Annotated in this window: 26 protein-coding genes and 2 tRNA genes; 18 read left to right on the forward strand and 10 right to left on the reverse strand. The window is 70.9% G+C overall.

The window, feature by feature from the left end:
* Window positions 1-6: 6 nt before the first annotated feature.
* Complete coding sequence (locus BLR90_RS18360) at window positions 7-591, forward strand: 1-acyl-sn-glycerol-3-phosphate acyltransferase (RefSeq protein WP_091026746.1); 585 nt, start codon at window positions 7-9, stop codon at window positions 589-591.
* Here BLR90_RS18360 and BLR90_RS18365 read toward each other — a convergent pair.
* A complete protein-coding gene (locus tag BLR90_RS18365; protein ID WP_091026688.1) occupies window positions 588-1,760 on the reverse strand; it encodes a hypothetical protein in 1,173 nt (390 codons plus the stop codon). The two genes, BLR90_RS18360 and BLR90_RS18365, sit on opposite strands and share 4 nt — an antisense overlap.
* A gap of 120 nt (window positions 1,761-1,880) precedes the next feature.
* Here BLR90_RS18365 and BLR90_RS18370 point away from each other — a divergent pair, with 120 nt between their 5' ends.
* Window positions 1,881-3,221, forward strand: a complete 1,341-nt coding sequence (locus BLR90_RS18370; protein ID WP_091026689.1) for a glycoside hydrolase domain-containing protein — start codon at window positions 1,881-1,883, stop codon at window positions 3,219-3,221.
* A gap of 13 nt (window positions 3,222-3,234) precedes the next feature.
* Here BLR90_RS18370 and BLR90_RS18375 read toward each other — a convergent pair.
* Window positions 3,235-3,316: transfer RNA gene (locus BLR90_RS18375), tRNA-Leu, on the reverse strand.
* Window positions 3,317-3,324: 8 nt separating this feature from the next.
* Entirely contained in the window at window positions 3,325-3,801 is a 477-nt protein-coding gene (gene bcp / locus BLR90_RS18380) for a thioredoxin-dependent thiol peroxidase (protein ID WP_091026690.1), read from the reverse strand.
* A 95-nt stretch (window positions 3,802-3,896) separates the two neighbouring features.
* Between bcp and BLR90_RS18385 the strand changes: the two genes are divergently transcribed.
* Genes BLR90_RS18385 through BLR90_RS18405 form a run of 6 tightly spaced genes read left to right on the forward strand, consistent with a single transcriptional unit; the run spans window position 3,897 to window position 6,919 of the window.
* Window positions 3,897-4,586, forward strand: a complete 690-nt coding sequence (locus BLR90_RS18385) for an energy-coupling factor ABC transporter permease (protein ID WP_170254374.1) — start codon at window positions 3,897-3,899, stop codon at window positions 4,584-4,586.
* Window positions 4,583-4,903 (forward strand): PDGLE domain-containing protein, encoded by a 321-nt coding sequence (locus tag BLR90_RS21170; protein ID WP_170254375.1) that lies wholly within the window; start codon window positions 4,583-4,585, stop codon window positions 4,901-4,903. The genes BLR90_RS18385 and BLR90_RS21170 overlap by 4 nt, the downstream gene beginning before the upstream one ends.
* Before the next feature lies 1 nt (window position 4,904).
* Window positions 4,905-5,570 carry a cobalt ECF transporter T component CbiQ gene (cbiQ, locus tag BLR90_RS18390; protein WP_091026691.1) on the forward strand — a complete coding sequence of 222 codons (666 nt, stop codon included), beginning with the start codon at window positions 4,905-4,907 and terminating at the stop codon, window positions 5,568-5,570.
* Window positions 5,567-6,322, forward strand: coding sequence for an energy-coupling factor ABC transporter ATP-binding protein (locus BLR90_RS18395; RefSeq protein WP_091026692.1), 756 nt, complete (start codon window positions 5,567-5,569; stop codon window positions 6,320-6,322). Before cbiQ ends, BLR90_RS18395 begins: the two co-directional genes overlap by 4 nt.
* Entirely contained in the window at window positions 6,319-6,567 is a 249-nt protein-coding gene (locus BLR90_RS18400) for a DUF3618 domain-containing protein (protein WP_091026693.1), read from the forward strand. Before BLR90_RS18395 ends, BLR90_RS18400 begins: the two co-directional genes overlap by 4 nt.
* Before the next feature lie 28 nt (window positions 6,568-6,595).
* The gene (locus tag BLR90_RS18405) at window positions 6,596-6,919 is read left to right on the forward strand and encodes a GroES family chaperonin (RefSeq protein ID WP_091026694.1); all 324 of its coding nucleotides are present in this window, start codon (window positions 6,596-6,598) and stop codon (window positions 6,917-6,919) included.
* Window positions 6,920-6,941: 22 nt separating this feature from the next.
* Here BLR90_RS18405 and BLR90_RS18410 read toward each other — a convergent pair whose 3' ends face one another.
* On the reverse strand, window positions 6,942-7,304 hold the full coding sequence (locus tag BLR90_RS18410) for a hypothetical protein (protein ID WP_091026695.1): 363 nt from the start codon (window positions 7,302-7,304) through the stop codon (window positions 6,942-6,944).
* A 468-nt stretch (window positions 7,305-7,772) separates the two neighbouring features.
* On the opposite strand from BLR90_RS18410, the gene BLR90_RS18415 reads away from it, so the two are divergent.
* Window positions 7,773-9,002 (forward strand): HNH endonuclease signature motif containing protein, encoded by a 1,230-nt coding sequence (locus tag BLR90_RS18415; protein WP_091026696.1) that lies wholly within the window; start codon window positions 7,773-7,775, stop codon window positions 9,000-9,002.
* A 140-nt stretch (window positions 9,003-9,142) separates the two neighbouring features.
* Entirely contained in the window at window positions 9,143-10,033 is an 891-nt protein-coding gene (locus BLR90_RS18420) for an aldo/keto reductase (RefSeq protein ID WP_245715390.1), read from the forward strand.
* Between the two features lie 86 nt (window positions 10,034-10,119).
* On the opposite strand, the gene BLR90_RS18425 is transcribed toward BLR90_RS18420, so the two are convergent.
* Window positions 10,120-10,899, reverse strand: coding sequence for a nucleotidyltransferase domain-containing protein (locus BLR90_RS18425; protein ID WP_091026698.1), 780 nt, complete (start codon window positions 10,897-10,899; stop codon window positions 10,120-10,122).
* 127 nt (window positions 10,900-11,026) lie between these two features.
* Between BLR90_RS18425 and BLR90_RS18430 the strand changes: the two genes are divergently transcribed.
* Window positions 11,027-13,462 carry a penicillin acylase family protein gene (locus tag BLR90_RS18430; RefSeq protein ID WP_091026699.1) on the forward strand — a complete coding sequence of 812 codons (2,436 nt, stop codon included), beginning with the start codon at window positions 11,027-11,029 and terminating at the stop codon, window positions 13,460-13,462.
* On the opposite strand, the gene BLR90_RS18435 is transcribed toward BLR90_RS18430, so the two are convergent.
* A complete protein-coding gene (locus BLR90_RS18435; RefSeq protein ID WP_091026700.1) occupies window positions 13,422-14,909 on the reverse strand; it encodes an MFS transporter in 1,488 nt (495 codons plus the stop codon). The genes BLR90_RS18430 and BLR90_RS18435 overlap by 41 nt on opposite strands.
* Window positions 14,910-14,973: 64 nt before the next feature.
* Here BLR90_RS18435 and BLR90_RS18440 point away from each other — a divergent pair, with 64 nt between their 5' ends.
* A complete protein-coding gene (locus BLR90_RS18440; RefSeq protein WP_143016265.1) occupies window positions 14,974-15,561 on the forward strand; it encodes a hypothetical protein in 588 nt (195 codons plus the stop codon).
* 5 nt (window positions 15,562-15,566) lie between these two features.
* Here the strand turns inward: BLR90_RS18440 and BLR90_RS18445 are convergent, their stop codons facing one another.
* The 3 genes from BLR90_RS18445 to BLR90_RS18455 form a co-directional block, all read right to left on the reverse strand.
* A complete protein-coding gene (locus tag BLR90_RS18445) occupies window positions 15,567-16,229 on the reverse strand; it encodes a response regulator transcription factor (protein WP_091026702.1) in 663 nt (220 codons plus the stop codon).
* A gap of 29 nt (window positions 16,230-16,258) precedes the next feature.
* A tRNA-Lys gene (locus BLR90_RS18450) sits at window positions 16,259-16,334 on the reverse strand.
* A gap of 73 nt (window positions 16,335-16,407) precedes the next feature.
* Entirely contained in the window at window positions 16,408-17,985 is a 1,578-nt protein-coding gene (locus tag BLR90_RS18455; RefSeq protein WP_091026703.1) for a phytoene desaturase family protein, read from the reverse strand.
* 172 nt (window positions 17,986-18,157) lie between these two features.
* On the opposite strand from BLR90_RS18455, the gene BLR90_RS18460 reads away from it, so the two are divergent.
* Genes BLR90_RS18460 through BLR90_RS18475 form a run of 4 tightly spaced genes read left to right on the forward strand, consistent with a single transcriptional unit; the run spans window position 18,158 to window position 23,671 of the window.
* A complete protein-coding gene (locus BLR90_RS18460) occupies window positions 18,158-20,134 on the forward strand; it encodes an ATP-binding protein (protein ID WP_143016266.1) in 1,977 nt (658 codons plus the stop codon).
* A gap of 57 nt (window positions 20,135-20,191) precedes the next feature.
* A complete protein-coding gene (locus tag BLR90_RS18465) occupies window positions 20,192-21,139 on the forward strand; it encodes a pirin family protein (RefSeq protein ID WP_091026747.1) in 948 nt (315 codons plus the stop codon).
* 28 nt (window positions 21,140-21,167) lie between these two features.
* On the forward strand, window positions 21,168-23,132 hold the full coding sequence (locus BLR90_RS18470) for a penicillin acylase family protein (protein ID WP_091026705.1): 1,965 nt from the start codon (window positions 21,168-21,170) through the stop codon (window positions 23,130-23,132).
* A complete protein-coding gene (locus tag BLR90_RS18475) occupies window positions 23,129-23,671 on the forward strand; it encodes a GNAT family N-acetyltransferase (RefSeq protein WP_091026706.1) in 543 nt (180 codons plus the stop codon). The genes BLR90_RS18470 and BLR90_RS18475 overlap by 4 nt, the downstream gene beginning before the upstream one ends.
* On the opposite strand, the gene BLR90_RS18480 is transcribed toward BLR90_RS18475, so the two are convergent.
* A complete protein-coding gene (locus BLR90_RS18480; protein ID WP_091026707.1) occupies window positions 23,629-24,516 on the reverse strand; it encodes a bifunctional helix-turn-helix transcriptional regulator/GNAT family N-acetyltransferase in 888 nt (295 codons plus the stop codon). The genes BLR90_RS18475 and BLR90_RS18480 overlap by 43 nt on opposite strands.
* Window positions 24,517-24,677: 161 nt before the next feature.
* Here BLR90_RS18480 and BLR90_RS18485 point away from each other — a divergent pair, with 161 nt between their 5' ends.
* Both BLR90_RS18485 and BLR90_RS18490 read left to right on the forward strand, forming a co-directional pair.
* Window positions 24,678-25,442 carry a DsbA family protein gene (locus tag BLR90_RS18485; protein ID WP_091026708.1) on the forward strand — a complete coding sequence of 255 codons (765 nt, stop codon included), beginning with the start codon at window positions 24,678-24,680 and terminating at the stop codon, window positions 25,440-25,442.
* Window positions 25,439-26,086 (forward strand): vitamin K epoxide reductase family protein, encoded by a 648-nt coding sequence (locus BLR90_RS18490; protein ID WP_091026709.1) that lies wholly within the window; start codon window positions 25,439-25,441, stop codon window positions 26,084-26,086. The genes BLR90_RS18485 and BLR90_RS18490 overlap by 4 nt, the downstream gene beginning before the upstream one ends.
* Window positions 26,087-26,129: the final 43 nt, after the last annotated feature.

Consider the following 26,129-nt stretch of genomic DNA (forward strand, 5'->3'; position numbering starts at 1 on the left):
CGCGCCATGGGCCGACGCTTTCTGATCCGCAGGACGTTCGCGCGGGTTGTCCTCCGGGCCGCGCGCTGGAAGACGACGGGCACGGTGCCCCGCAAGGGGATCCTGGTCGGCGCACCGCACACGTCCAACTGGGACTGGGTGATCACGATGCTGCTGGCCTGGGACAGCAGCGTGCAGATCCGGTTGCTGGTCAAGCAGGAGTTCTTCAAGGGCCCGGTGGGGTGGTTCATGCGTGCGACGGGTGCGGTCGCCCTCGACCGCGCCAACCCCGGTGCCACCATCAAGGCGTTGCTCGCCGACGCCGAGACCGACGAGGCGTTCCTGCTCGGCATCGCCGCCGAGGGCACCCGCAGCAAGACCGACTACTGGAAGTCCGGCTTCTACCGGATCTCCCAGCAGACCGGCATCCCGGTGACCCTGGCCTACGTCGACGGCCCGTCACGCACCGTCGGCTGGGGGCCCACCTTCTCGCTGACCGGCGACGTCACCGCCGACATGGACCGGATCCGCGAGTTCTACGCCGACAAGCGGGGCATCCGCCCCGAGTTCGCCTCCGTGCCCCGTCTCCGCGAAGAGGACGCCGGGGACTAGCTCGACCAGGTCCAGCTGTCGAGGATGTCGGTGAACGCCTGCTGCGCCTTCTCGTCGCCCGCCTCGGCGGAGAGGATCACGGAGTAGAGATCGCCGTCGTGGATGGCGAGGTAGCCGAACTGCTCGATGGCGATGCCGTTCTCGTTGATCCGCGCGATCTTGATCGCGATCGCGGTCTCGCCGTCGAAGTTCTCGGTGCCGTTGTCCTCGGGGGTCGCACCGGTCGCGGTGCTCATGTTGGACTCCCACTGCTCGCGCAGCGCCTCGGGGTCGGTCTCGCCACTGGCGAAGCCGGTCTCCACGATCAGGTTGGCCCGGGCGGCCTCGAGCGAGCTGCCCCACGCGACCGCCAGGTCGGTGGCACCCGCCTCGCCGCCGGCGAGCACGTCGGCGGTGACGTCCTGCCACGCGTCGGGGAGTGCGAACGAGTAGCCGTTGCCGGCAATGTTGTTGCCGGTCGGTGTCGAGGCGCTCGACGGGTCCGTCGCGCCGGTGCTGGGGTCGGTCGGCCCGCTGGTGGGGTCGTCGTCGGCCGACTCCTTGCCGTCGCCGCCGGACAGCAGCACCGCCGTGAGGATGCCGCCCGCCACGACGAGCACCGCCGCGACGATGCCGACGACCAGCCACGGCCCGCGCTTGGCGGGCTGCTGGCCGGGCGGGTAGGAAGCCGCCGGGTAGGCCGTGGGGTAGGCGGTCGGGTAGGCCGACGGGTGAGGCGAGGCAGGCGGTGACATCGGCGGGGGACCGGTCGGCGACACCGGCGCGTAGGCCGGGGCCTGGGTGGTCGACGGCGGCGGGTCCGTGGGTCGCGGCTGCGTGGAGTGCCGGTCGAAGCGGCGTACGTCGGTCGCGCTGACCTTGCCGACGGCGAACCCGAGGACCGCGCACGCCCAGCGGGTGGCGTTGACGTCGGAGGTGCCGCGGTCGCGGGCCAGCAGCTCGCCGGCCGCCTCGACCGCCCGGGTGGGCTCGGCCCCGCTGTCGATGGTCGTGAGCATCATCCGGAAGGCACCCAGGCGCACGGCGTCGACCAGGAGGTTGATGTCGCCGGTTGAGGCGGCACCCTCGTCGAGGTAGTCGTCGAGCGCGGCGCGCAGCAGGTCGGCGTCGTCGAAGACCGTGCGGCCGGAGGTGAGGCCGAGCTCGTAGAGGGACTCGTGGAGCTCCATGGGCAAGAACCTTCTCTGGGACTTCGGCGGGCAGGCAGAGGAATGTTACGTGGGTTCTCGACGTAGGGTGGCCGCCGGCTGTCGGGAGCCCCGCGACGCCGTGCACCCGAGAGGCGTCCGATGACGAAGTCCCACAGCCGCCGCTGCGTCACCTTCGTAGTGGCGGCCCTGGCCGCGCTCCTCGTCCTGGCCGGCGTGCCGTCCGCAGCGGCCGCGGCGGGCCCCATCGACGGGCCCACCGACGGCCTCACCGGCTACGCCTTCGACGCGCGCTGCGCCCCGACCCAGGCCGAGATGGACGCCTGGCTCACCGGCTCGCCCTTCTGGGGCGCCGGCATCTACATCGGCGGCTCGATGATGTCGTGCGGCGCCGAGGAGCAGCCGCACCTCGACGCCACGTGGGTGCAGCGGCAGACCGGCAACGGCTGGAAGCTGCTCCCGATCTGGGTCGGCCCCCAGGCCTCCTGCGGCGGCTTCACGGACCGGATCGACCCCGACCCGGCCGCGGTCGCAGGCACGCCGTACGGCGCGGCCGAGGCCCAGGGCCGCGACCAGGCAGCCGCGGCCGTCGCGCGGGCGACCGCGCTCGGCCTGACCGCGGGCAGCACGCTCTGGTACGACCTCGAGGGGGGCTTCGACCTCCAGGACACCGACTGCCGCCGCTCCGCGCTCCGCTTCCTCTCGGGCTGGACGCTCGCCCTCCACGAGCTCGGCTACCGCTCCGGCGTCTACTCCAACATCGCCGACGGCATCCATGCCCTCGACAACGCCGACAACCTCTCGCCCGGCTCCTACGCGATGCCGGACCAGGTCTGGTTCGCCTGGTACAACAACCACGCCGACACCCTGGTCGACCCCCAGTGGGTCCGGGCGACCAGCTGGGCGCGCCAGCGCGTGCACCAGTACGCGCAGAACCAGTCGATGACCTTCGGTGGTGTCACCCTCACCGTCGACCCCAACTACGTGGACCTCGACGGCGGCTCGGTCGCCCCAGCCGCGCCCCGTGCCTGCGGCGGCGTCCGCATCGACTTCGCCAAGTACCCCAGCCTGGGCCGCGGCAAGAGCGGCGCCGGCGTCAAGGCACTGCAGTGCCTGCTGAAGCAGCGCGGCAAGTACCGCAAGGCCGTCGACGGCCGCTACGACGCCGACGTCGTCGCAGCCGTACGCGCCTACCAGCGGTCGCGGTCCCTGCCGGTCACCGGGCGGATGGTCGCCCGCACCTGGGTCTCGCTGCTGTCCCACGGCGCCACCACCCCGCTGCTGAAGGAGGGCTCGGCCGAGGACGCCGTACGCCGTCTCCAGCGGGCGCTCAACGTGGGCACCGCCGACCTCACGGTGACCGGGGTCCTCGACCGCGCCACCAGCACCTGGCTGCGCCGCTACCAGGCCGACGCCGGCTTGACCGTCACCGGCGTCGTCTCCGCCGACACCTGGGAAGCACTGCGCCGTGGCCGTCTCTGACGAGGGCCATGCGTGCCGAAGGGGGGACTTGAACCCCCACGCCCGAAGGCACAGGTACCTAAAACCTGCGTGTCTGCCAGTTCCACCACTTCGGCTGGCGCGATCAGTTTAGGGCGAGGTCCCGGCGCAGCTTCGCCACGTGGCCGGTGGCCTTCACGTTGTACTGCGCCACCTCGACGCGCCCCTCCTCGTCGACCACGAACGTCGAGCGGATGACGCCCTGCACGACCTTGCCGTAGAGCTTCTTCTCGCCGAACGCGCCGTACGCCGTCATCGTGGCCTTGTCGGGGTCCGACAGGAGGCGGATGGTCAGGGCGTCCTTCGCACGGAACTTCGCGAGCTTCTCGGGCTTGTCCGGGGAGATGCCGAGCACCTCGTAGCCGGCCGCCTGGAGCGAGTCGAGGGAGTCGGTGAAGTCGCAGGCCTGCTTGGTGCAACCCGGCGTCATCGCGGCCGGGTAGAAGTAGACGATCACCTTGCGGCCGCGCAGGCCGGACATGGAGACCTCGGCGCCGGTGTCGTCGGTGAGCGTGAAGTCGGGGGCGGTGTCACCGGGGGACAGGCGGGCGGTGTCGGGCACGACGGGCTCCTTGTTGCGAACGATGTGCAATAACGTAGGGTGAGCGTTCGCCCCAACCTAGCGACCAGCCCCCTGACGATCGGAGACCGACCGCCATGCACGTGCCCGACGGCTTCCTCGACGCTCCGACGTCGATCGTGACCGGTGTCGTGGCCGCGGGCGGGGTGGCGGTGGCGCTTCGCAAGGCGCGCGGAGAGCTCGACGACCGCACCGCGCCGATGGCCGGCCTGGTCGCGGCGTTCATCTTCGCCGGCCAGATGATCAACTTCCCGGTCGGCGCCGGCACCAGCGGCCACCTGCTCGGCGGCGCGCTCGCCGCCGTCCTCGTGGGGCCGTGGACCGGTGCGCTGTGCCTCAGCGTGGTGCTCCTCGTGCAGGCGCTGTTCATGGCCGACGGGGGCGTGACCGCGCTCGGCACCAACATCACGCTGATGGGGCTCGTCGGCTGCTTCGCCGGCTACGCCGTGTTCCGTCTGGTCGCCGCGGTGCTGCCGCGGCGTACGTCGTCGGTCGCCCCGGCCGCCGCGATCGGTGCCCTCGTGTCGGTGCCCGTGGCCGCGAGCGTCTTCACCCTCCTGTTCGCCATCGGCGGCACCGCGCCCGTCGAGATCGGCGCCGTGCTCACCGCGATGCTGGGCTGGCACACCGTGATCGGGGTCGGCGAGGCGGTGGTCACCGGGCTCGTCGTCGCCTCGGTCGTCGCGGCCCGTCCCGACCTCGTGCACGGTGCGCGGCACCTCGTGGACACCCAGGAGCTCGAGATCCGGACGGCGGCCACCACGTGAGGTCGCGCCGCTTCTTCGTCGTCGGCCTGCTGCTCGCCCTGGTCGTCGCGGGTGTCGGCAGCTACTACGCCAGCTCGCACCCCGACGGCCTCGAGTTCGTCGCCGAGGAGACCGGCTTCCTCGACTCCGCCGACGACCCCAAGACCGCCGACAGCCCGTTCGCCGACTACCAGACCGCCGGCGTCGACAACGACCGGCTCAGCGGCGGCCTCGCCGGGGTCGCGGGCGTCGCCCTGGTGCTGGTCCTCGCCGGCGGACTGGCCTACGCCGTACGCCGCCGCACGCCCGCGGACACCTCGACCGGGCCGACGGACTGACGTGGGCGCCGGTCACGGCCACCGGCTGTTCTTCCACGGCCACAGCGCGGTCCACCGGGCCCCCGCGCACCTGAAGGTCCTGGTCCTGGTCGGCTTCATGCTCACGGTCGTGGCCACGCCGCGCGACTGGTACCCCGCCTTCGCCGGTTACCTCCTCGCCGTCGTCGCCGTCGTCCTGCTCGCGCGGGTCCCGCTCCTCTACGTCGTACGACGGATGGTCATCGAGGTGCCGTTCGTGGTCTTCGCGGTGCTGGTGCCGTTCATCGCGACCGGTCCGCGCACCGACGTGCTGGGGCTGACCGTGTCCGAGCCGGGGCTGCTGGCGGCCTGGGGGCTGCTCGCCAAGGGCACGATCGGCGTGATGGCGTCGCTGACCCTGGCCGCCACCACCGAACCCACCGACGTGCTGGTCGGGCTGCGCCGCCTGCGCCTGCCCGACCTGATCGTGCAGATCATGGGCTTCATGATCCGCTACCTCGACGTCGTCACCGCCGACCTCGGGCGGATGATGGTGTCCATGCGCTCCCGTGGGATGAACCCGCGCTCCCCGCGGAGCTGGCCGACCCTCGCCCGGACGCTCGGTGCGCTGTTCATCCGCTCCTACGAGCGCGGCGAGCGGGTGCACCTCGCGATGCTGTCGCGCGGCTACACCGGGCAGCTGCCATGAGCACGCCGGTGCTCGACGTGCGCGGCCTCGCCTACGCCTACCCCGACGGCCACCAGGCCCTCTTCGGCGTCGACGTGCACGTCTACCGCGGTGAGCGGGTGGCGCTGCTCGGGCCCAACGGCGCCGGCAAGACCACGCTCGTCCTGCACCTCAACGGCATCCTCACCGCGGGCGCCGGCTCCGTGGCAGTCAGTGGGCTGCCCGTGGAGAAGGCCCACCTCGCCGAGATCCGGCGCCGGGTCGGCATCGTCTTCCAGGACCCCGACGACCAGCTGTTCATGGGCACGGTCCGCCAGGACGTCGCGTTCGGCCCGGCCAACCTCGGACTCAAGGGCGCGGCGCTGGAGGAGCGGGTGATGACGGCGCTGGACATGGTGGGCATGGCCGACTTCGCCGGGCGGCCGCCGCACCACCTGTCGTTCGGGCAGCGGCGGCGCGTGGCCGTCGCGACCGTGCTGGCCATGGAGCCGGAGATCCTGGTGCTCGACGAGCCGTCGTCCAACCTCGACCCCGCCTCGCGGCGCGAGCTCGCCGACATCCTGCGCTCCCTCGACGTGACGGTGCTGATGGTCACCCACGACCTGCCCTACGCCCTCGAGCTGTGCCCCCGGGCCGTCGTGCTCAGCGACGGGCACGTGGTCGCCGACGGCACGACGTACGACGTCCTGACCGACGCGGCGCTGATGCGCGCGCACCGGTTGGAGCTCCCGTTCGGGTTCGATCCCCGGGCCATTGATAGCCTGCCCGGGTGAGCAACGAGCTGTCTGCCATCGAGGCCGAGATCGAAGAGACCCGGGAGCGGTTGGCGGTCACGATCGACCAGCTTCTCTACCGCTCGAGCCCCAAGACGATCGTGAGCCGCGAGGTCGCCAGCCTCAAGGCGCACTTCGTCGACTCGACCACGGGCCAGCCCCGCACCGACAACATCCTCAAGGTCGTCGGCGGTGTCGTCGGGGTGGTCGCGCTGTTCGTCGTCATCCGCAAGGTCGTCAACTGACGCCCTGCCCGCCGGGGCGGAGCCTGACATGACAGAGAAGCGCCCGATCAAGATGCTGCACGACCGCATCCTCTGTGAGCTCGACAAGGACGCCGGGGAGCGACGCTCCTCCGGCGGCATCGTCATCCCCGCCACCGCGGCCATGGGCGGCCGCCGGCTGGCGTGGTCCCACGTCGTGGCCGTCGGCCCGCAGGCGCGCGCCGTCGAGGCCGGCGACCGGGTGCTCTACGACCCCGAGGACAAGGCCGAGGTCGAGGTCCACGGCGAGGTCTACGTCGTCATGCGCGAGCGTGACGTCCACGCGGTCGCCGCCGACCGTCTCGCCGACGAAGCGACCGGTCTCTACCTGTAAGTGGACGGCGCTCGAGGCGGCGTCACCGCTCGTCCTCGAAGACGACGTGCCCCGCTGGGAGCTGCGAGCCGTCGTACGCATTCATCGGGATGCCTTCGATGACACCGCGGACCTGCTCACGCTGCGACTCGGTGCACTCGATGCGGACGCACTCGACCATGCCGATGCGGTCGACCCCGGACGTGAGACCGGCCAGCGCCAGCGCGGACTCGACAGTCACGGGATCCACGCCGTTGGGAATCGCGTAGGCGACGGTGTGGGTGCTCGGGTCTCGCAGGTGTGCCTCGCGCCGGGACTCCTCGCGGACCCAGCTGCGCAGGTAGAGGTTGATGCCGATGCCGCCGATCACCACGACGACCAGAACGAAGAAGACTGCTGCGGCCATGACCCCTCCTCGAGTCGCTGGTTTCGGTTCGTTCCAGCATCGGCGGCCTGACGAGACCGCGGTAGGGCCACTAGTCACCTCGCGACAGGCCGCTCGTCCCTCCAGGGGGCACGTGGTCGACCCTCCTCATCGCTGGTCGAGCCGGGCGAGCGTCAGCGAGTCCGTGTCGAGACCGCCGTGAGCCGACCGTGACCGCGGGGGACTGAGACCCGCGCGCGTAACAAACCGGGCCTCGCCGTCAAGGAGCTTCGCCCGCTTCGCGGCGCCTACGGCGTCCTTGACTGCGAGCCTCTCCCGGTTTGCTGTGGCGGCGCACGGGCGGCACGGCTTTGCCGCGCCGCCCGACAAACGCGGGCCCCGGTGGCAGTCCCCGATGCCGAAGGTAAAATGTTGAAGAATCCTCGAATCCCCTGTGTACAAAGGGTTCTGAGGCCACGGACTGTCGGTGGGCAGTGCTGCAATGTACCTATGGCCAGCGCCGGAAACTGCACCGATCGGGACCACCCGATCGTTGCTGCGATGTCGGTGATCGAGGCCGAGCTCGACGGTGTCGAGCATGCGCCGGCGTGGTCGCTGTCCGATGCGGACACCCGCGTGGCGTTGGTCCGAGCGACCCGTCTGATTGCCCGGCTGACTGCCCTGGAGCTCAAGGTCGCCGCGCACGCGGACCGCAACCGCGTCGGCGACGCCTCCGGTGCCACTTCTGCGGGGGTGTTCTGGGCCAACCACACCCGGATGACCCAGGCCGAAGCGGCGCGGAAGGTCAAGCTCGGCAAGGCACTGGGGCATCACGAGCCGGTCGAGGAGGCACTCTCCGCCGGCGACGTCCTGGTCGACCAGGCCAGGGTGATCGTCGATGCCGTGACCGCGCTGCCCGATGACGTCGACGCCGACATCAAGACTCAAGCTCGCGACTTCCTTCTGGAGGCTGCGCGGCACTACGACGCAAGGGCACTGCGGATCCAGGGTCGGCGGATCCTCGACGTGGTCGCCCCCGAGATCGGCGAGGCCGAGGAAGCCAAGCAGCTGGCAAAGGAAGAACGCGACGCCGAGGCCAAGGCCCGGCTGACCATGCACGCCGACGGGCACGGGATGACCTACGGCCGGTTCGCGATCCGCGACGCGGAGGCCGACATGCTCCGCAAAGCCCTTCACGCGATCGCGTCACCCCAAGCCGGTGGCGAGGGGCTGTCCCCACATGGCATGGGGCTCGCGTTCGCGGAGTACGTCCGCAGATACCCCACCGACAGGCTTCCCACCTCCGGAGGCGTGTCCGCGTCCGTGGTGGTCACGATGACCCTCGAGACGCTCATGGGTGGGCTCAAGGCCGCTCAGCTCGATACCGGCACCATGATCAGCTCCGGGCTGGCCCGCCGGATGGCCTGTGAGGCCGGGATCATCCCCGTCGTCCTCGGCGGCAGGTCCGAGGTCCTCGACGTCGGTCGCAGACGCCGCTTCCACACCAAAGCTCAACGGATCGCGATGGCCGTGCGCGACAAGGGCTGCGTCGCGCAGGGCTGCGAACGCCCCATGTCCGCCTGCCACGCCCACCACCTGACCCAGTGGGCGAAAGGCGGCAGCACCTCTGTCGAGGACGGCGTACTCCTCTGTCGACGACATCACACCCTCGCCCACCACCAGGACTACGAGCTCACCCACAACCCCGACGGCAAGATCACCTTCACCAGACGCGAGTGAGGCGCACACCCAACCGTCCTACCGGATCAGCCGATGAGCGGCCACAAGGTAAGCGTGATTGACGCGGGGACCTACGCATGCGCGCCTCGGCGAGCGCGGACCTGTCCGGGGCTTCTGATTACATCCAAGGCGTGAATACTTTGACCCTTCGCATCGGGCTCGGGACCAACACGTTCGGTCGCACCAGCGACGAGGCCGCGTCGCGCGCCGTCGTGGACGCCTTCGTCGACGCCGGCGGCACTCTCGTTGACACCGCAGACACGTATGGCGAGTCCGAGGCGATCGTCGGAAGGTGGCTAGCCGGGAGCCGCTGGCGCGAGCAGGTCATCGTCACCACCAAGGTCGGCAACCACCCGGAGTACGAGGGGCTGTCGACAAACTCCGTGACGCGTGGCGCCGAGGCGTCGCTGCGGCGACTCGACATCGATCGGATTGATCTCTACTACGCCCACTACCAGGACGACTCGACGCCGATCGAGGAAAGCGTCCGAGCCTTCGACGCCCTCGTGCGCGCAGGAAAGATCGGGCGCATCGGCCTCTCGAACTTCACACCCCACGCGATCGCGGAGTGGCTCCGAGTGGCCGACGAGGGTGGCTACACCGCACCGATCGCACTCCAGCCGCACTACAGCCTGCTCCACCGACGCGCCTACGAGACCGAGTACGCCGCACTCGCCCGAGACGCCGGGCTCGAGGTGTACCCCTACCGCGCACTCGGTGGCGGGTTCCTCACCGGCAAGTACCGCACGGAGCTCGACCTCGAAGGGAGAGCCCGAGGTGCCGGCGTCCGCGGTCTTCTCACGCCCGAGGGCCTGGGAGTGGTCGACATGGTGCGCGACGTCGCCGACGCGCACAACGCCCCTGCCTCTGCGGTCGCGCTCGCCTGGTTGATCCACCAGGCGACCGTGACGGCCCCGCTCGCCTCGGCGACGACCCCCGATCAACTGGCGGAGCTGGTCGCCGCCGAGGCGCTCCACCTCAGCACAGAGGAGATGGCGGCCCTCACGGTGGCGTCCGCGACGTATGCCTAGCCAGTGGCGCGGCCACGACTGCCGGCGCCGACGAGCCGTCCACGTAGACGGTGCCATCGGGGTCCCGCGGGCCTGAGTGCTGGCTCTCAGCCCGCGCCCAGCAGCTCGTCCGTCCATGCGAAGCAGAAGGCAGACTGCGCGGCCAGGTCGCCGTTACCGGGGACCAGCGCGTACACCCGCTGGGTCACGGCGGTCGGCAGGTCGGTGTGGAGGTAGCGCAGCCCGAAGTCGTGTCGCCAGGGGCAGTGATCGACCCGGAGCAGCTGCACCAGCGGCGCGAGGGCGAAACGCAGGTAGAGGGCGACTGCCTCGGGTTCGTGGCCGCGGCGCAGCGCGCGGTTGACCAGCCACTCGGCGGTGGCGCGGCCCTGGCGGACCTGGTCCACCGCCTCGTCGATTGCGGCGCGCATCGCCGCCTCGTCGTCGTGGCGCAGTTCGACCAGGTCGTCCGGGTCGTGCACCACGATCGGGGTGCCGTGGCGTCGTACGTCGACGAACCGGTGCGCGTCGGACAGTTCGGACACGTGCAGGTCGACGATCCGGGTCGGCTCCTGGAGCGTGCCGGGGCGGGGCTGGTGATTGACGAAGCTCTGCCGCCCGTCGGGCCACGTGGCGTCGGGCAGCCGCCAGACGTGGTCGACGTCGAAGTCGCGGTGGATCCGCTCCAGCAACCGGTCGTGCACGGCGGCCGCTTCGCCGGGCGTGCACAGAAGGTCGATGTCGAGGTCCGACCATTCGTCGTACCCACCCGTCGCCGCCGACCCGCCGACCCACACCACCAAGATGTCGGGGTCGGTCGCGCCCTGATCGGCGAGCCAGGTCAGCCAGTCGGAATGGCGGGACAGGTCCGCGTCGGGCGCGTTCACGGGGAAACGTTTGCACTTGGCGCGCGTCCGAGCAATGGGAACTGCCATGACGCGGAACCAGGCGAGACCCAGGCACTGCCTGGTTACTGGTCCGTAACCATCGTCACACCTGGGCCGTTGAGCGGGCATGCTCCGACACCGCCTCACCGCCCTGGTTGCTGCCCTCTCGCTGGTCCCGGCCCTCGCAGTCGTCTCGGTGGTCTCCGCGAGTGCCGATGCGGCCCGGGTCGACCCTCCCGCCCCGCCGACGGCAGTCGAGCAGGCCCCCCCGCGACCGGCGTACACCGCGAGCATCAAGATCACCGAGCACGGCATCCCGCACATCACGGCGAAGAGCTTCGGTGGGCTCGGCTTCGGCAGCGGGTACGCCGCCGCGGACGCGTCGATCTGCACGCTCGTCGACACCGTGCTGACCGGCCGCGGCCAGCGCTCGCTCTACCTCGGCCCGACCAAGCGCTACGACGACCAGGTCACGCTCGAGGCATCCAACCTCCAGGTCGACGCGTTCGTCACCGACCTGCGCAACCGCCGCGTCGTCGAGCGGCTGCTCGCGTCCAAGGCCGGCCCCGGCCAGGAGGCACGGGCGATGGTCAGGGGCTACGTCGCGGGCATCAACAAGTGGCTGCGCACCAACACCGTGACCGACCCCGCCTGCAAGGGCGCCGGCTACCTCAAGCCCAACGCCAAGCCGATCGACCTCTGGTACGGCGTCTACCTCGCCAACCTGCTCGCCTCCGCGGGAGTGTTCGTGAAGGAGATCGTCGACGCCGACCCGCCGACGCCCGGCGAGCCGGGCCTGCCCGAGCTGCCGGTCCGCGCCGCCGACGTCGACCGTGAGGCGCTGCTCAAGGGCCTGGGCCGCGACCCCGAGTCGGCGTTCGGCTCCAACGCCACCGCCGTCGGCGCTACGTCCACCTCCACGCGGCGCGGGATGCTGCTCGGCAACCCGCACTTCCCCTGGCGCGGTCGCTACCACTTCACCCAGCAGCACCTCACGATCCCTGGCAAGTACGACGTCGCCGGGGCGTCGCTGATCGGCTCGCCCGTGGTCAACATCGGGTGGAACAAGAACGTCGCCTGGAGCCACACCGTCTCGACGGCCTACCGGTTCACGCCCTACGAGTACCCCACCGTCGGGCCCACGACCTACACGACCGAGTCCGGGCCTCGCCAGCTCGAGCACCGCGTGGTCAAGGTGCGCGTCAAGCGGGCGGACGGCTCGGTCGGGACCGTCACCGAGGACCTCTACCGGACCGCGCAGGGCTACGTGATCGACGCCCCGGCGCTGCTGATGCCGTGGGGCCCGACCAGCCTCTGGGCGATCCGCGACGCCAACGGCGAGCAGCTGCGCACGATCGACACGTTCCTCAACATGGGCAAGGCCCGCAACGTCCGCGACCTCCTGCGCCGCCAGGACAAGGGCGGAGGCATGCCCTGGGTCAACACCACGGCCGCCGACCGCTTCGGCTATGTGCTGTACGCCGACCACTCGGTGGTGCCGCACGTGACCAATGAGATGGCCGCCGCCTGCATGACCCCCGTGGGCCGCGTGCTCAACCAGGTCGCCGGCCTGCCCGGTCTCAACGGCGCCCTCGCCGAGTCGTCCTGCGCGTGGGGCACCGACGCCGACGCGCAGCGTCCGGGCATCTTCGGGCCGCAGAACCTGCCGTCCGTCGTCCGCCGCGACTGGGTGATGAACGCCAACGACTCCTACTGGCTGCCCAACGACAAGGTGCGGCTCGAGGGCTTCGACCAGATCATCGGCTGCGAGCGCTGCCAGCGCACCATGCGCACCCGGATGGTGTCGCAGTACGTCCTCGACCGGCTGAAGAAGGGCCGCGAGACCCCGCTCAGCTTCCGCCGCCACGAGCACGAGAACCGGCTGCGGACCGCCGAGGTGATGCGTGCCGGCGGTGCCCTCGACGAGGTCTGCGAGGCCACCGGCGAGACCAAGGCCTGCGCGGTCCTGCGCAAGTGGGACGGGCGTTCGCGTACGACGTCGGTCGGCACCCACATCTTCGAGGCGTTCGTCGAGCGGCTCCCCGCGGTCCCGCTCGGGCTGGCCGAGTCCGTCTGGCGGGTGCCGTTCTCCGCCGACGACCCGCTCAACACCCCGCGCGACCTCAACAGCGACAACCCGGAGGTCGTCGCCGCGATGAGTGACGCGATCGCCTCCCTGCGTGCCCAGAAGGTCCCGCTCGACGCGACCTGGGGCTCGCTGCAGGTCGCGGGAGACCGGGGCGCCCCGCCGATCCCGCTCGGTGGCGGCACCGGCGACTCCGTCGGCAACGCCAACGCGCTGGCGTCGCGCAACCCGATCCAGAACGCCGACCGGTTGCGGGCGATCACCTACGGCTCGTCGCACATCCAGGCGATCTCGTTCCTGGACGGCGGCCGCGTCGACGCCCGCACGATCCTCACCTACAGCCAGTACGAGAACCCGCGCTCGCGCTGGTCGGCCGACCAGACCCGGCTGTTCGGCAAGGGCCGCTGGGTGCGCTTCGCGTGGACCGACGCGCAGATCAGGAAGGACCTGGTGCGGGCCTTCGTGCTGCGGAGCTGACGCTCGAGGCGCCGGGCACGTAGCCGAGCTCGGCGTTCTCGGCGTCCTGCAGCGGGCCCGACGTGGGCTGCTCGCGGTGGTCGGGGATGAAGTACGCCGCGGTCGCGGCGGCCACCATGCCGACGGCCAGGACCGCGAAGCCGATCGTGTAGCCGCGCTCGGCCGGGAAGCCCGCGGGGCCGACCTCGGCGGTGACGATGCCGGCCATGACGGCGGCGCCGAGGGAGCCGCCGATGGTGCGGATGTTGGCGTTCATCCCACTGGCGACGCCGGTCTGCTCGGGCGGGACCGACGCGATCACGACGCCGGCCAGGCTGGAGAAGACCAGCCCGGACCCGATCCCCTGGACCGTCGTGGCGGCGTAGAGCTGCCAGGTCGCGTCGTGCCAGATCGCGATGCTCAGGAAGGCCGATCCGGTGAGGAGCGTGCCGGTCATGATCACCGCGCGGGCGCCGACGACGTGGATCAGCCGGGCGGTGAAGAAGCCCACCAGGAAGCTCGCGATCGCGGAGGGCACCAGCAGGTTGCCCGACTCGGAGATCGAGGCGTCGAAGCCATAACCGGCGGCGGCGGGCGTCTGCAGGAACTGCGGCAGGAACCCGAACGCCGCGAACATGCCGAAGCCCACGAACGCCGCCACCAGGTTGGTCGTCCACACGCCGCGCAGCGCCATCATCCGCATGTCGATCATCGGCACCGGCACCCGGCTCTCGACCATCACCCAGGCGACGGCCCCGACGGCGGCGAGCGCGAACAGGCCGAGGATCCGGGGCGACGCCCAGCCCCAGACGTTGCCCTCCGAGAGTGCGAGCAGCAGCGCGACCAGCCAGACGGCGAGGAGCAGGGCGGGCACGACGGGGAGCCGCGCCGGCGTACGCACGGGTGACTCGGGCACGAACAGCCAGGCGGCCAGGGCGGCGACGGCGGTGACCACCATCGGCAGCCAGAACAGGCCCTGGTAGCCGAACGCGTCGACGATCGGCCCGGCCATCACGATGCCGAACCCGAAGCCCACCGCGGTCAGCGACGCGAGCACGCTCAGCGCGGTGGCGACGCGGCCCTGGAACTCGTCGCGGGCGATCCCGAACGCCAGCGGCAGTACGCCGCCCCCGGCGCCCTGCACCACCCGTGCGAAGATCAGCCAGCCGATGCTCGGGGCCAGCGCGGCGAGCAGCGAGCCGACCACCAGGGCGCACAGGGTGATCACCAGCATCCGGGTCTTGCCGACCACGTCGCCCACGCGACCGAGCAGGGGAGTGGCGATGGAGGCGCTCAGCAGATAGGCGGTGAGCACCCAGGTGACGGTCGTCTGGTCGGTCTCGAACTCGGCCTGGATGGTGGCGAGGACCGGGACGATCAGCGACTGCAGCAGCGCGAACGACGAGACCGACACCGCGAGCACGGCGAAGGTGATGCCCCCGCGCCCGGCCCCGGGATGTCTGGTCATGAAAGGCTCCTCGATGGTTGCAGAAGGCAACTATCCCGGAGTCTAGTAGAGGTAGCCTGGCGACATGCGCCCAGTTATGCGACCAGCTATCGCCGCACTGGCGGCCCTTCTCCTCGTGGGCGTCTCCGCCCCGACCGCACACGCTGTCGATCCGGTCGTCGACGCCTACGACTACCAGCAGGACGTCAAGATCTACCCCCGCCCCGGGCCTGGTGACGTCCAGCGCAAGACGATCGACCTCTACCGGCTGACCGTCACCCAGCTCACCGGCAAGGTGCGGTTCACCGTGCGCCTGAAGAAGGTCCTGCCCGAGTCCTACAAGTACGACCAGATGGTCTTCATCGACCTCACACCGGCGCCCTCCAGCGACCAGACCTGGTCGGCCAACTACGGCTTCAGCCCCCAGCAGCCCACGCTCGGCTACGCGAACCTGTTCCTCGACGAGTCGGGCGAGAGCTACAAGGTGTGCGACCCCGTGGTCACGGTGGCCAACACCGCCAAGCGCAAGGTCTACGTCGACGTCCCCAACAAGTGCGTCCCGACGACCCCGGCGAAGATCAAGCTCAACTCCTACCTCGGCATCTTCCGCTCCGACGCCCCGACGTACTCACGCGACTTCATGAAAGTGAACGGCGCGCACGACCTGCGCTGAGCCGGTCAGTCGGTCGACGACGGGTCGATCGTGCGGCTGCGGTCGGGCGACAGCCCGTGCGCGATGCCCCACAGGACGGCCTGCGAGCGCCGGGTTACGCCCATCTTGCGGTAGGCGGTGCGCACGTAGGTCTTGACCGAGTTGATGCTGAGGTAGCAGCGGTCGGCGATCTCCTGGTTGGACAGGCCCTGCGTGATCAGTGCGATGACCTCGGCCTCGCGGGCGCTGAGCCCGTGGTCGACGCCGGGCCAGGCGGTGTTGAGCTGGCCACCCTCCGTGCCGTCCTCGACCGGAACGACAACGACCTCGCCCGCGTGCACCGCCTCGATGCCCTTGACCAGGTCCTCGGCGCTGATGCTCTTGGAGAGGTAGCCGGCCGCGCCGTGGGCCAGGGCGCGATCGATGAGCTCCCGCTGCACGTTCCAGGTGAAGATCACGACCCGCGCGCTGCCGTTGCCGAAGATGAGCTGGTCGAGGTCGACGGTGTCGCCCTGCACCTGCCCGAACGTGTCGTAGAGGAGCACGTCGATGTCGCTGATGACGGGCATCCGGCTGTCGAGCTCGACGACCTCGATGCGGTCACGGTAGGGAGCGAGCACCGCGGCGACGCCCTCGACGACGATCTCGTAGTCGTTGACGATCGCGATGCGGATGGGGGAGGCAGACACGAGGCGCGAGTCTACGCAGGAAACGATGGTGGTACGGCATCAGGGACTCGAACCCCGAACCCGCTGATTAAGAGTCAGCTGCTCTGCCAATTGAGCTAATGCCGCGCGTGGTGAAGCGACGCAGACATTACCAGCGGGCGGCCTCGTGGAAAAATCCGGGGACCGTCGGGCAGCGCCCTCAGCGGGAGGCGAGCACGGCCTGCGCCGCGTTGTGGCCGCCGAGGCCGGAGACGGCGCCGCCGCGACGCGCTCCGGAGCCGCAGAGCAGCACGGCGTCGTGGTCGGTCTGCACCCCCCACTGCTGGGCGGGGGTGTCGAGGCGGGTGCGGTGCGGTGCCCAGGGCCAGTCGAGGTCGCCGTGGAAGATGTGGCCGCCGGGCATCGCCAGGTCGCGCTCCACGTCCTGCGGGATCTTCGCCTCGATGCACGGGTTGCCGTCGGCGTCGCGTGCGACGCAGTTCCCGATCGGCTCGGCGAGGTGCTGGTCGAGGGAGGCGATCGCCCGCTCCACCGCCAGCGCCTTGGCCACCTCCGGGTCGTCGCGGAACAGCCGCGCCGGCGTGTGCAGCCCGAAGTAGGTCAGCGTGTGGGTGCCGGGCGGCACGTCGCCGAGGATCGAGGGGTCCGTGAGCGAGTGGCAGTAGACCTCGCCGGGCAGCGCGGCCGGGACCCGGCCCTGCGCCGCGTCGTCGTACGCCGCCTGGAGCTGCGTGTAGTCCTCGCCCAGGTGGAGCGTCCCGGAGAAGGCCTGCGCCGGGTCCATCCCCGAGCGCAGGGCGGGCAGTCGGTCGAGCAGGAAGTTGATCTTGAGCTGGGCGCCCTCGGGCTTGGACTCGGTGTCCTCCGGCTCGCCGAGCAGGATCCGCAGCACCCAGGGGGCCACGTTGGCCAGGACGTAGCGCGCGGAGACCGTGTGGGCGGTGCCGTCCTCGTGCCAGGTCACCTCGGCGCCACCGCCGCCCTGCCCGGTGGTGATCGCGCTGACACCGGCGTCGGTGTGGATCTCGGCGCCAGCCTCGACGGCGGCGCGGTGCAGCTCGGTGGTGACTGCTCCCATGCCGCCCACCGGCACCCGCCACTCACCGGTCCCGTTGCCGATCAGGTGGTAGAGGAAGCAGCGGTTCTGGACCAGCGACGGGTCGTGCAGCGACGCGAAGGTCCCGATCAGCGCGTCGGTCGCGACCACGCCGCGCACGGTGTCGTCGGTGAACCTCGACTCGATCACCACGCCGAGCGGAGTGGTGACCAGGTCGCGCCAGATGCCGGGGTCGACGCGGTCGCGCAGCTCGCGCTCGCCGGGCAGCGGCTGGGTGAGGGTCGGGGCGACGGCATGGGCGATCTCGGCGACGTCGGCGTAGAACTCGCGCCAGGCGGCGTACTCGTCATCCGACCCGGTCAGCTCGCGGAACGAACGACGCGTCGCCTCGCCCTCGTCGTGCTCGACGAACAGCCCGCCGGGCTTCCCGTCGCGCATGACCGGTGTGTACGACGCCGTGCCCCGCGAGGCCAGCGCGAGGTTGAGCCCGAGGTCGCCGATGACCTGCTCGGGCAGGAGCGACACGAGGTAGGAGTAGCGCGACAGACGTGTTTCCTTGCCGCGGAACGCGGCGGCGGAGACGGCCGCGCCACCGGTCTGGGCGAGTCGCTCCAACACCAGTACCGACAGCCCCGCCCGGGCCAGGTAGGCCGCCGAGACGAGTCCGTTGTGCCCGCCGCCGACGACGACGACGTCGTACTCCTGGTGTCGAGTGCTCATCGGTCGAACCTACGACACGGGGTAACGACTGGTCTCAGTGCGCGGCGGATCGGCGTTTTCCCGGCATGGGAGGGGGTCTTGCTGGTTCGATGTGCCGTGGGGACTCGCCTTGGGAGGGGTGCAACGTTTGCCCAAGTCCTGGGTGGCACGTGTAGCAGCAGTGGTCCTGCTGATGGCAGTGACCGGTTTTGTCGCGGTGTGGGGCGCTCCCGACGGTGGACGGGTCACCGGCATCTGGCCCGCCGGCCTGGCTACGGGCGCCCTCCTGCTGGCGCGCCGCCGTCACACCGCCCGCCTCCTGCTGGCGATCCTCGTCATCTCGTTCGGCACGGTCTGGCTCGGCGGTCGCCCCTGGGACGTGGCCCTGGGCTTCGCCCTCGGCAGCACCCTCGAGGCGCTCGTGGTCGCGCGGCTGTTCACCGACGGCAGGGAAGACCGCCCGCCGCTGCGCTCCGACGACGATCTGCTCTCCTACTTCCGGGCCTGTGCGGCCGGCGGCATCCTGGTCGCGGCGGCCGGCTTCCTGACCTCGGCCGTGACGGGCTGGGGCAACCCGGTCCTGGTCGCCATCTCGGTCGCCACGGCACACATGGCCTCCAACCTGGTCCTGATCCCGTTCTTCTGCCGGCCCCCCAACCAGGAGTCGATCGCCTCCCAGAGCGAGCGTGTCATCCAGTGGGCGACCATCGTCGTGGTGACGCCGTTCGCGTTCCTGCCGACCGACTTCCCGTCGGTGGTCTTCATCGCGATCCCGGTGTTGGCCTGGGGCGCCCTTCGCCTGAGCCCGAAGGAGTCGCTCGCCCAGCTGGTGGCAGTGCTCGCCTTCTCGATCTTCATGACCACCGCCGGGTTCGGTCCGTTCGCTGACGTGCCCGACCGCTACGACATGCCGGTCGACATCCGGGGCGTGCTGCTGGCGCTCTTCGCGATCACCTGCGCGATCATCGTCGTCCCGTTGATGATCCGGGTCGGCCAGCAGATCGCCACCGCCCGTGAGTCGGCCGCGGAGCGCGACATCGTGCAGCGGATCGTCGACGGTGCGACCGGCATCGCGATCATCGGCACCGACCATGACGGGCGGGTCACGCTGTTCAACCCCGGCGCCGAGAAGCTGCTCGGCTACGAGGCCTCCGAGGTCCTCGGGGAGCACACGACCATGTTCCACACGGCGGGCGCCATCAGCGACAAGGCCAAGGAGCTGGGCGTCCGCGACAACTTCCTCGACGTCGTGCTCGAGATGACGAAGCCCGGCGGCGCGGGCACGCTCGTCCGCTTCCGGCGCAAGGACGGGGTCGAGCGCACGCACGCGATGACCCTGTCCCGTCTGGTCGACAACCGCGACCGCACGACCGGCTACGTCAGCACGTCGGAGGACGTCACGGACCAGATCGACGCGCAGCGCGCCCTGGAGGAGGCGCTCGAGGCGGAACGGCAGGCGGTCGACCGGCTGCGCGAGGTCGACTCGGTCAAGGACGCGTTCGTCTCCAGCGTCAGCCACGAGCTGCGCACCCCGATGACCAGCATCCTGGGCTACCTCGAGATGCTCGGTGAGGGTGCCTACGGGGAGCTCAGCCCGGACCAGAACAAGGCCGTGCACCGAGTCTCCGACAATACCCAGCGCCTGCTCGGGCTGATCGACGACCTGCTCACCCTCTCGCGCGTCGACAACGACGGGTTCGACTACGTCGACCGCGTCTTCGACCTCCGCGAGGCCGTGCGGGCGGCGTACGGCGTGGTCTCGCCCGCGTGGCAGGAGCGACCGCTGACGGTCTCGCTCCACCTCCCCGAGGAGCCGGTGCCGCTGCTCGGCGACCGCGACATGATCGAACGGGTCACGCTCAACCTGCTGGGCAACGCCGTGAAGTTCACCCCCGACGGTGGGTCGATCTACGTCGGCCTCGAGCTCGAGGGTGACTTCGCCGAGATCGCGGTGTCCGACTCCGGCATCGGCGTGCCCCAGCAGGAGCAGGCGCAGCTGTTCAACCGGTTCTTCCGCTCGACGCTGGCACAGAAGCACGCGATCCCGGGGAGCGGACTGGGGCTGTCGATCACCCGCGCCATCGTCGAGAAGCACGGCGGGACCATCTCGTTCACCTCCGAGGCGGGCGAGGGTACGACGTTCCGGGTGCAGCTCCCGGTGGTGACCTGACCGGAATATCCAACATTCAACTACCGTTGATCCGGTGACCCGAAGGAGGTGGGCACGATGCCCGCAGTCACCGTCGACGACCTGACCGTTCTCGACCGTCTCCGCACCCCGGGACTGGGAGACCAGCCGCGGCCCGTGTGGGGGATCACCACGGCCCCGCAGGGCTACGAGGGCGAGGGCTTCCCCGTCCGCCGTGCGTTCGCAGGCATCGACATGGCGCAGCTCGACCCGTTCATCATGATGGACCAGATGGGCGAGGTGGAGTACGCCCCGGGCGAGCCCAAGGGCACCTCGTGGCACCCGCACCGCGGCTTCGAGACCGTCACCTACATCATCGACGGCACCTTCGACCACCAGGACTCCCACGGTGGCGGCGGCACCATCACCAACGGCGACACCCAGTGGATGACCGCCGGCTCCGGCCTGCTCCACATCGAGGCCCCGCCCGAGTGGATGGTCCAGCAGGGTGGGCTCTTCCACGGGATCCAACTCTGGGTCAACCTGCCGCGCGACGCCAAGATGAGCGACCCCCGCTACCAGGACATCCGCTCCGGTGAGGTCCAGCTGCTGTCGTCGGCCGACGCCGGTGCCCTGGTCCGCGTCATCGCCGGCACCGTCGACGGCCACGCCGGTCCCGGTGCGACCTACACGCCGATGGCGCTCGTGCACGCCAGCATCGAGCCCGGTGCGCGCCTCGAGCTCCCGTGGGACGTCGACTTCAACGCCCTCGTCTACGTGCTCAACGGCAGCGGCACCGTCGGTGTCGACGCCCGCCCGATCCGGATGGGGCAGTCGGCCGTCCTGGGCGCCGGTGACTACCTCACGATCGCCGCCGACGGGAGCCAGGAGAGCCGCTCGCCCAAGCTCGACGTGATCGTGGTCGGCGGCCGCCCGATCCGCGAGCCGCTCGCGTGGGCCGGGCCGTTCGTGATGAACAGCAAGTCCGAGGTGCTCCAGGCCTACGAGGACTTCCAGAAGGGCCGCTTCGGGCACATCCCGGCCTGACCGCCGGGTGAGTTAGGGTCACCTCACCATGGCCCGGACCTACCGTGACGCGTACGGCGTACCCCACGTCCGGGCCGACTCGGTCCTCGACCTCGCGCGCGGCCAGGGCGAGGTCACGGCGCACGACCGGACCTGGCAGCTCGAGTGGCTGCGCCGCCGCGCCACCGGCACCACCGCCGAGGCGTTCGGCGCCACGGCGCTCGGCTGGGACCGGTTCGCCCGACGCACCCTGATCGCCCACACCGCTCGCCGTGCCCACGCGGCTCTGGGCGACGAGACGCGCGCCTTCGTCGCGGCGTACGTCGACGGCGTCAACGCCGGCCTGCGCACCGACGTGCCGGAGTTCGACGAGCTCGGCCTGGAGGCCCAGCCGTGGGAGGAGTGGACGCCGCTCGCGGTGTTCCTCGCGCAGCACCTGCTCTTCGCCAACCTCGGCGGCAAGCTGTGGGCGCAGCGGGCCCGTGACGTGCTCGGCGACGACGCCGCACTGCTGTCGCACGAGGGGCCGCTGGTCAGCGGCAGCAACGCGTGGGCCGTCGGCGGCGCGCGGACGTCGTCGGGCCGGCCGCTGATCGGCGGCGACCCGCACCGCGTGATCGAGGCGCCGGGCGTCTACCAGCAGGTGCGCCTCGCGTGCGAGGACCCCGACGACCCCTTCGACGTGGTCGGTCTGGCCTTCCCGGGTGTGCCCGGCGTGCCGCACTTCGCGCACGCGGGCGAGGTCGCGTGGGCGATCACCAACGCGTGCGGCGACTACCAGGACGTCTTCGCCGAGCCCACGCCGTACGACGTGGTGGAGCGGTGGGTCGAGTCCGTCCCGGTCCGCGGTGCCGACCCCGTCGAGGTCGAGGTGGTCGTGACACCGCGCGGCCAGGTCTTCGAGGACGGGCTCAGCCTGCGCGCCGCCTCGACGGTGCTCGGTGACCTGGGCTTCGAGGCGATCCTGCCGCTGCTGCGCGCGCGCAGCGTCGATGACGTCGACCGGGCCCTCGACCACTGGGTCGAGCCGGTCAACAACGTCGTCATCGCGGACCGGCACGGCGCCGTGCGCTACCGGCTCGCCGGCCGGGTCCCGGTGCGTGCCGACGGCAACCGGCGCGGGGTGGTCGACGCCCGCGACCCGGCGACGGGCTGGACCGGCTGGCTCGACGACACCCATCGCGCCGACGTACCCGCCGACGGCCAGGTCGTCACCGCCAACGAGCGGCGCGGTCCCGAGAGCGACCAGGTCGGGCGGGTCTTCGCGCCGCCCTACCGGGCCCAGCGCATCCACGCCCTGCTCGACGGCCGCAGCGACCTCACCGGCGACGACTTCGCGGCGATCCACGACGACTCGCTCCTCGCCACCGTGGCGACGCTGCGCACGCTCGTGCCCGGCGCCTTCGGCGACTGGGACGGCCGGATGGAGGCCGGCTCGCGGCCTGCGGGGGCCTTCGCGGCCTGGCGGTCGGCGCTGGTCCGCCGGATCGCGGCCGACCCCGTCTTCGCACCACTCCACGAGCTGCGCCACGACCCGCTCCTGCTGCCCTGGCTCGACGTCACCGCACGGATCGGGCTCGCCCTGCCGACCCTGGTGGCGCACGGGACGCCGTACGCCATCGACCTGGCGGCGCTCGCCCGCGACGCGTTGGCCGAGACCGCGGACGTCGACGTCACCTGGGGCGCGACCCACGTGGTGACGCCGGTGCATGCCTTCGAGATCTACGGCGACGACCTCGTCCCGCCGCCTGTGCCCGCGGTGCCGGTCAGCGGCGACAGCGACTGCGTGCGCTGCACCGGTTCGCTGCCGGGGATCTCCGACGACGCCTATCGCGGGTCGGTCGCGCGCTACGTGTGGGACCTCGCCGACCGCGACGCCAGCGCCTGGGTGGTGCCGCTCGGCGCCTCCGGTGACCCCCGCGACCCCCACCACCACGACCAGCTCGCCCTGTGGGCCGACGGCCGGCTCGCCCCCGTCGTCACCGACTGGGCACGACTGACGGAGGAGCGATGACCGACTCGGGCATCCGGCACCTGCGCCTCGAGCGCTTCGACCCCGCGCGGGACTCCCCGCTGCTGCACTCGTGGGTGGTCCAGGAGCGTGCGCAGTTCTGGATGATGGGGGAGCACACGCTCGCGGAGGTCCGCGAGATCTACGAGTGGATCGACGAGCAGCCCACCCACGCGGCCTACCTCGCCTGGGCCGACGACGAGCCCGCGGCGCTGTTCCAGACCTACGACCCGCGCGCCGAGGAGGTGGGCGACCACTTCGACGTCCGCCTCGGCGACGTCGGTGTCCACTTCATGCTCGCGCCGCCGACCCGGCCACGCAGTGGCTTCACGAGCACCGTGATCTCGTTCCTGGTGGACACGGTCTTCGCCGACCCGGAGGTGCACCGGCTGGTCGCGGAGCCCGACGCGCGCAACGAGAAGGCCGTCAACCTGGTGGTGCGGCTCGGCTTCGAGCTGGGTCCGGTCGTGGAGCTGTCGACCAAGCCCGCGCAGCTGGCCTACCTGGACCGCACGTCCTTCTCGAACCACCGCTCCGCATAGGGGTTGTCGTTGTAGCGCTCGATCGAGCGGTAGCCGTTGCGCTCGTAGAGCGCGATCGCGTCGGTCAGGGTCCCGTTGGTGTCCAGTCGTACGACGGTGTGGCCCAACGCCGTCGCGTCGTCCTCGAGCCGGCGCAGCATCCGTGCGCCCAGGCCGGCGCCGCGCCAGCCGTCGTGGACCCACATCCGCTTGATCTCGCCGATCCCGGCGCCGAGCGGCTGCACCCCGCCGCAGGCCGCGACCTCGCCGTCGCTGCGAGCGAGCACGAACGTGCCGCCGGGTGGTCGCATCGTCGCGAGGTCCTCGTCGGTGAGCGGTCCGGGGTCGAAGCCGCCGTCGAACCGCCGGTCGAGCTCGTCGAAGTAGTGGCCCATCGCGGTCCGGGCGTCGGGGGAGGCCGGGTCGACCACCTCGAAGGCGATCGTGGCCGCCCGGACGAGGAGGTCTGCCGTGGCCAGCGCCTCGGCCAGCCGCCCCCGCTGGCGCTCGCTCAGCGGCTCCAGCAGCCCCAGGGCCAGCTCCTCGGACCGCTGGTCCAGCCGGGCCAGCATCCGGCCGCCGGCGCGGGTCAGCGACACCACCCGTCGGCGCCGGTCGCCGGGGTCCGGCGCCACGGCCACCAGGGCGCGCTCCTCGAGCCCGCGCAGCAGCCGGCTCAGGTAGCCGGAGTCCAGTCCCAGGCGAGCGCGCAGCACCTGGGCGGTGACCGGACCGACGTACCCGATCTCGAAGAGGAGTCGCGCCGACGCCAGCGGCAGCCCCAGTCCGAGGAACGTCTCGTCGAGCGCGCCGATGCGCTGGGTGTAGGTGCGGTTGAAGCGCCGCAGGACCGCCGTACTCTCCATTTGTCTGACTCTAGTCAGATAATCGGCAAGGTCCATAGTCACAAGATGCAGGGACCTTGGGCCTCGCGTCGGCGCAGGCGGGTTAACGCTGGTCGCGCCTTCCTATACTCGACAAGACGGTCCCGAGCCGACGCCGGGACGACGATGAGCGAGAGCGACGTATGAGCAAGCAAGCACGACTCAGGACGCAGGAACTCCGTCGAGCCCAGGAAGAAGCGGCCGCGCGGCAGGCCAGGCAGCGCCGCATCGTCCTGGCGGTCGGGGGCCTGGTCATCCTGGGCCTGGTCGTCGCCATCATCTTCGCCGTGGTGAAGGTCGCGGGTGGTGACGACGGACCCACCACGGCCAGCGGCAAGGTCGTCGTCCCGGCCAACGCAGACGCGGGCGGCGCCATCCCGGTGGGCGAGGCCGGCGCGCCGGTGACCGTCGAGATCTACTACGACTACATGTGCCCGGCCTGTGGCGCGTTCGAGGCCGCCAACGGCGCTGAGCTCGAACGGCTGCTCGACGAAGGCACGATCCGGGTCGAGCTCCGCCCGATCTCGTTCCTCGACGAGACGTCGAACGGCACGGAGTACTCCACTCGCACCGCCAACGCCATCGCCACCGTCGCCAACGGTGCGCCGGACAAGGTCTGGGACTTCCACGCCGCGCTGTACGCCAACCAGCCGGAGGAGGGCACCGACGGGCTCGACGACGACGAGATCGCCGAGATCGCTGCCGACGCCGGCGTACCGGCCGACGTGGTGAGCGCCTTCGGCGACGAGAGCTACCGCGGCTGGGTCGCCTCGGTGACGGAGCGGGCCTTCGACTCAGGTGTGGAGGGGACCCCCACGCTGAAGATCAACGGAGAGTTCTGGGAGGGCGACGTCTACACGGTCGGTCCCCTGACCGAGGCGATCGAGTCTGCCGCCGAGGACCAATGACCTCCACGGTCGACGAGGCCCCGGCCGCCGACCAGGGCTCGCGGCTGCACCGGCTGCGGCACAGCAACGTCACCGTCTGGGTGACCATGCTGATCGCCTCGGTGGCCAGCCTGGTCGCGTCCTTCGTGCTGTCGATCGACGCGCTCAGGCTCGCGGAGGACCCCACCGCCGACCTCGGCTGCAACATCAACGCGGTGATCAGCTGCGGGACCGTGGCCAGCTCCTGGCAGTCCTCGCTCCTGGGGTTCCCCAACGCGTTCCTCGGGCTGATGACCGAGCCGGTCGTGATCACCATCGCCGTCGCCAGCCTCGCCGGGCTGAAGTTCCCGCGCTGGTTCATGGTGACCGCGCAGGCCATCTACACGCTCGGCCTGGTCTTTGCCTACTGGCTCTTCCAGCAGGCCATGTTCGAGATCGGCGCCCTGTGCCCCTGGTGCCTGCTGGTGACCCTGGCGACCACGTTGGTGTTCTTCGAGATGACCTACGTCAACATCCGCGACGACAACCTCTTCCTGCCCCGGCGGGTCCAGGCCGCCCTGACTAGGTTCGTACGGTCGGACCTCGACCTGATCCTGGTCGTCGTGTGGGTGCTGGTGCTGGTACTGGCCGTCGTACTGAAGTATGGCGAGGCGCTCTTCGCCTGAACCCTCGGCGACCATGGGACCGGAGCACCTGAGACCTTGTCCT

This window comes from Nocardioides szechwanensis (assembly GCF_900103935.1).
Lineage (GTDB): Bacteria > Actinomycetota > Actinomycetes > Propionibacteriales > Nocardioidaceae > Nocardioides > Nocardioides szechwanensis.

Excerpts from the sequence above, each read along its gene's own strand:
- BLR90_RS18360 (WP_091026746.1), top strand. The coding sequence starts at position 7 with ATGGGCCGACGCTTTCTGATCCGCAGGACGTTCGCGCGGGTTGTCCTC.
- BLR90_RS18365 (WP_091026688.1), bottom strand. The coding sequence starts at position 1,760 with ATGGAGCTCCACGAGTCCCTCTACGAGCTCGGCCTCACCTCCGGCCGC.
- BLR90_RS18370 (WP_091026689.1), top strand. The coding sequence starts at position 1,881 with ATGACGAAGTCCCACAGCCGCCGCTGCGTCACCTTCGTAGTGGCGGCC.
- BLR90_RS18385 (WP_170254374.1), top strand. The coding sequence starts at position 3,897 with ATGCACGTGCCCGACGGCTTCCTCGACGCTCCGACGTCGATCGTGACC.
- BLR90_RS18395 (WP_091026692.1), top strand. The coding sequence starts at position 5,567 with ATGAGCACGCCGGTGCTCGACGTGCGCGGCCTCGCCTACGCCTACCCC.
- BLR90_RS18405 (WP_091026694.1), top strand. The coding sequence starts at position 6,596 with ATGACAGAGAAGCGCCCGATCAAGATGCTGCACGACCGCATCCTCTGT.
- BLR90_RS18410 (WP_091026695.1), bottom strand. The coding sequence starts at position 7,304 with ATGGCCGCAGCAGTCTTCTTCGTTCTGGTCGTCGTGGTGATCGGCGGC.
- BLR90_RS18415 (WP_091026696.1), top strand. The coding sequence starts at position 7,773 with ATGGCCAGCGCCGGAAACTGCACCGATCGGGACCACCCGATCGTTGCT.
- BLR90_RS18430 (WP_091026699.1), top strand. The coding sequence starts at position 11,027 with ATGCTCCGACACCGCCTCACCGCCCTGGTTGCTGCCCTCTCGCTGGTC.
- BLR90_RS18435 (WP_091026700.1), bottom strand. The coding sequence starts at position 14,909 with ATGACCAGACATCCCGGGGCCGGGCGCGGGGGCATCACCTTCGCCGTG.
- BLR90_RS18440 (WP_143016265.1), top strand. The coding sequence starts at position 14,974 with ATGCGCCCAGTTATGCGACCAGCTATCGCCGCACTGGCGGCCCTTCTC.
- BLR90_RS18455 (WP_091026703.1), bottom strand. The coding sequence starts at position 17,985 with ATGAGCACTCGACACCAGGAGTACGACGTCGTCGTCGTCGGCGGCGGG.
- BLR90_RS18460 (WP_143016266.1), top strand. The coding sequence starts at position 18,158 with ATGGCAGTGACCGGTTTTGTCGCGGTGTGGGGCGCTCCCGACGGTGGA.
- BLR90_RS18465 (WP_091026747.1), top strand. The coding sequence starts at position 20,192 with ATGCCCGCAGTCACCGTCGACGACCTGACCGTTCTCGACCGTCTCCGC.
- BLR90_RS18470 (WP_091026705.1), top strand. The coding sequence starts at position 21,168 with ATGGCCCGGACCTACCGTGACGCGTACGGCGTACCCCACGTCCGGGCC.
- BLR90_RS18475 (WP_091026706.1), top strand. The coding sequence starts at position 23,129 with ATGACCGACTCGGGCATCCGGCACCTGCGCCTCGAGCGCTTCGACCCC.
- BLR90_RS18480 (WP_091026707.1), bottom strand. The coding sequence starts at position 24,516 with ATGGAGAGTACGGCGGTCCTGCGGCGCTTCAACCGCACCTACACCCAG.
- BLR90_RS18485 (WP_091026708.1), top strand. The coding sequence starts at position 24,678 with ATGAGCAAGCAAGCACGACTCAGGACGCAGGAACTCCGTCGAGCCCAG.
- BLR90_RS18490 (WP_091026709.1), top strand. The coding sequence starts at position 25,439 with ATGACCTCCACGGTCGACGAGGCCCCGGCCGCCGACCAGGGCTCGCGG.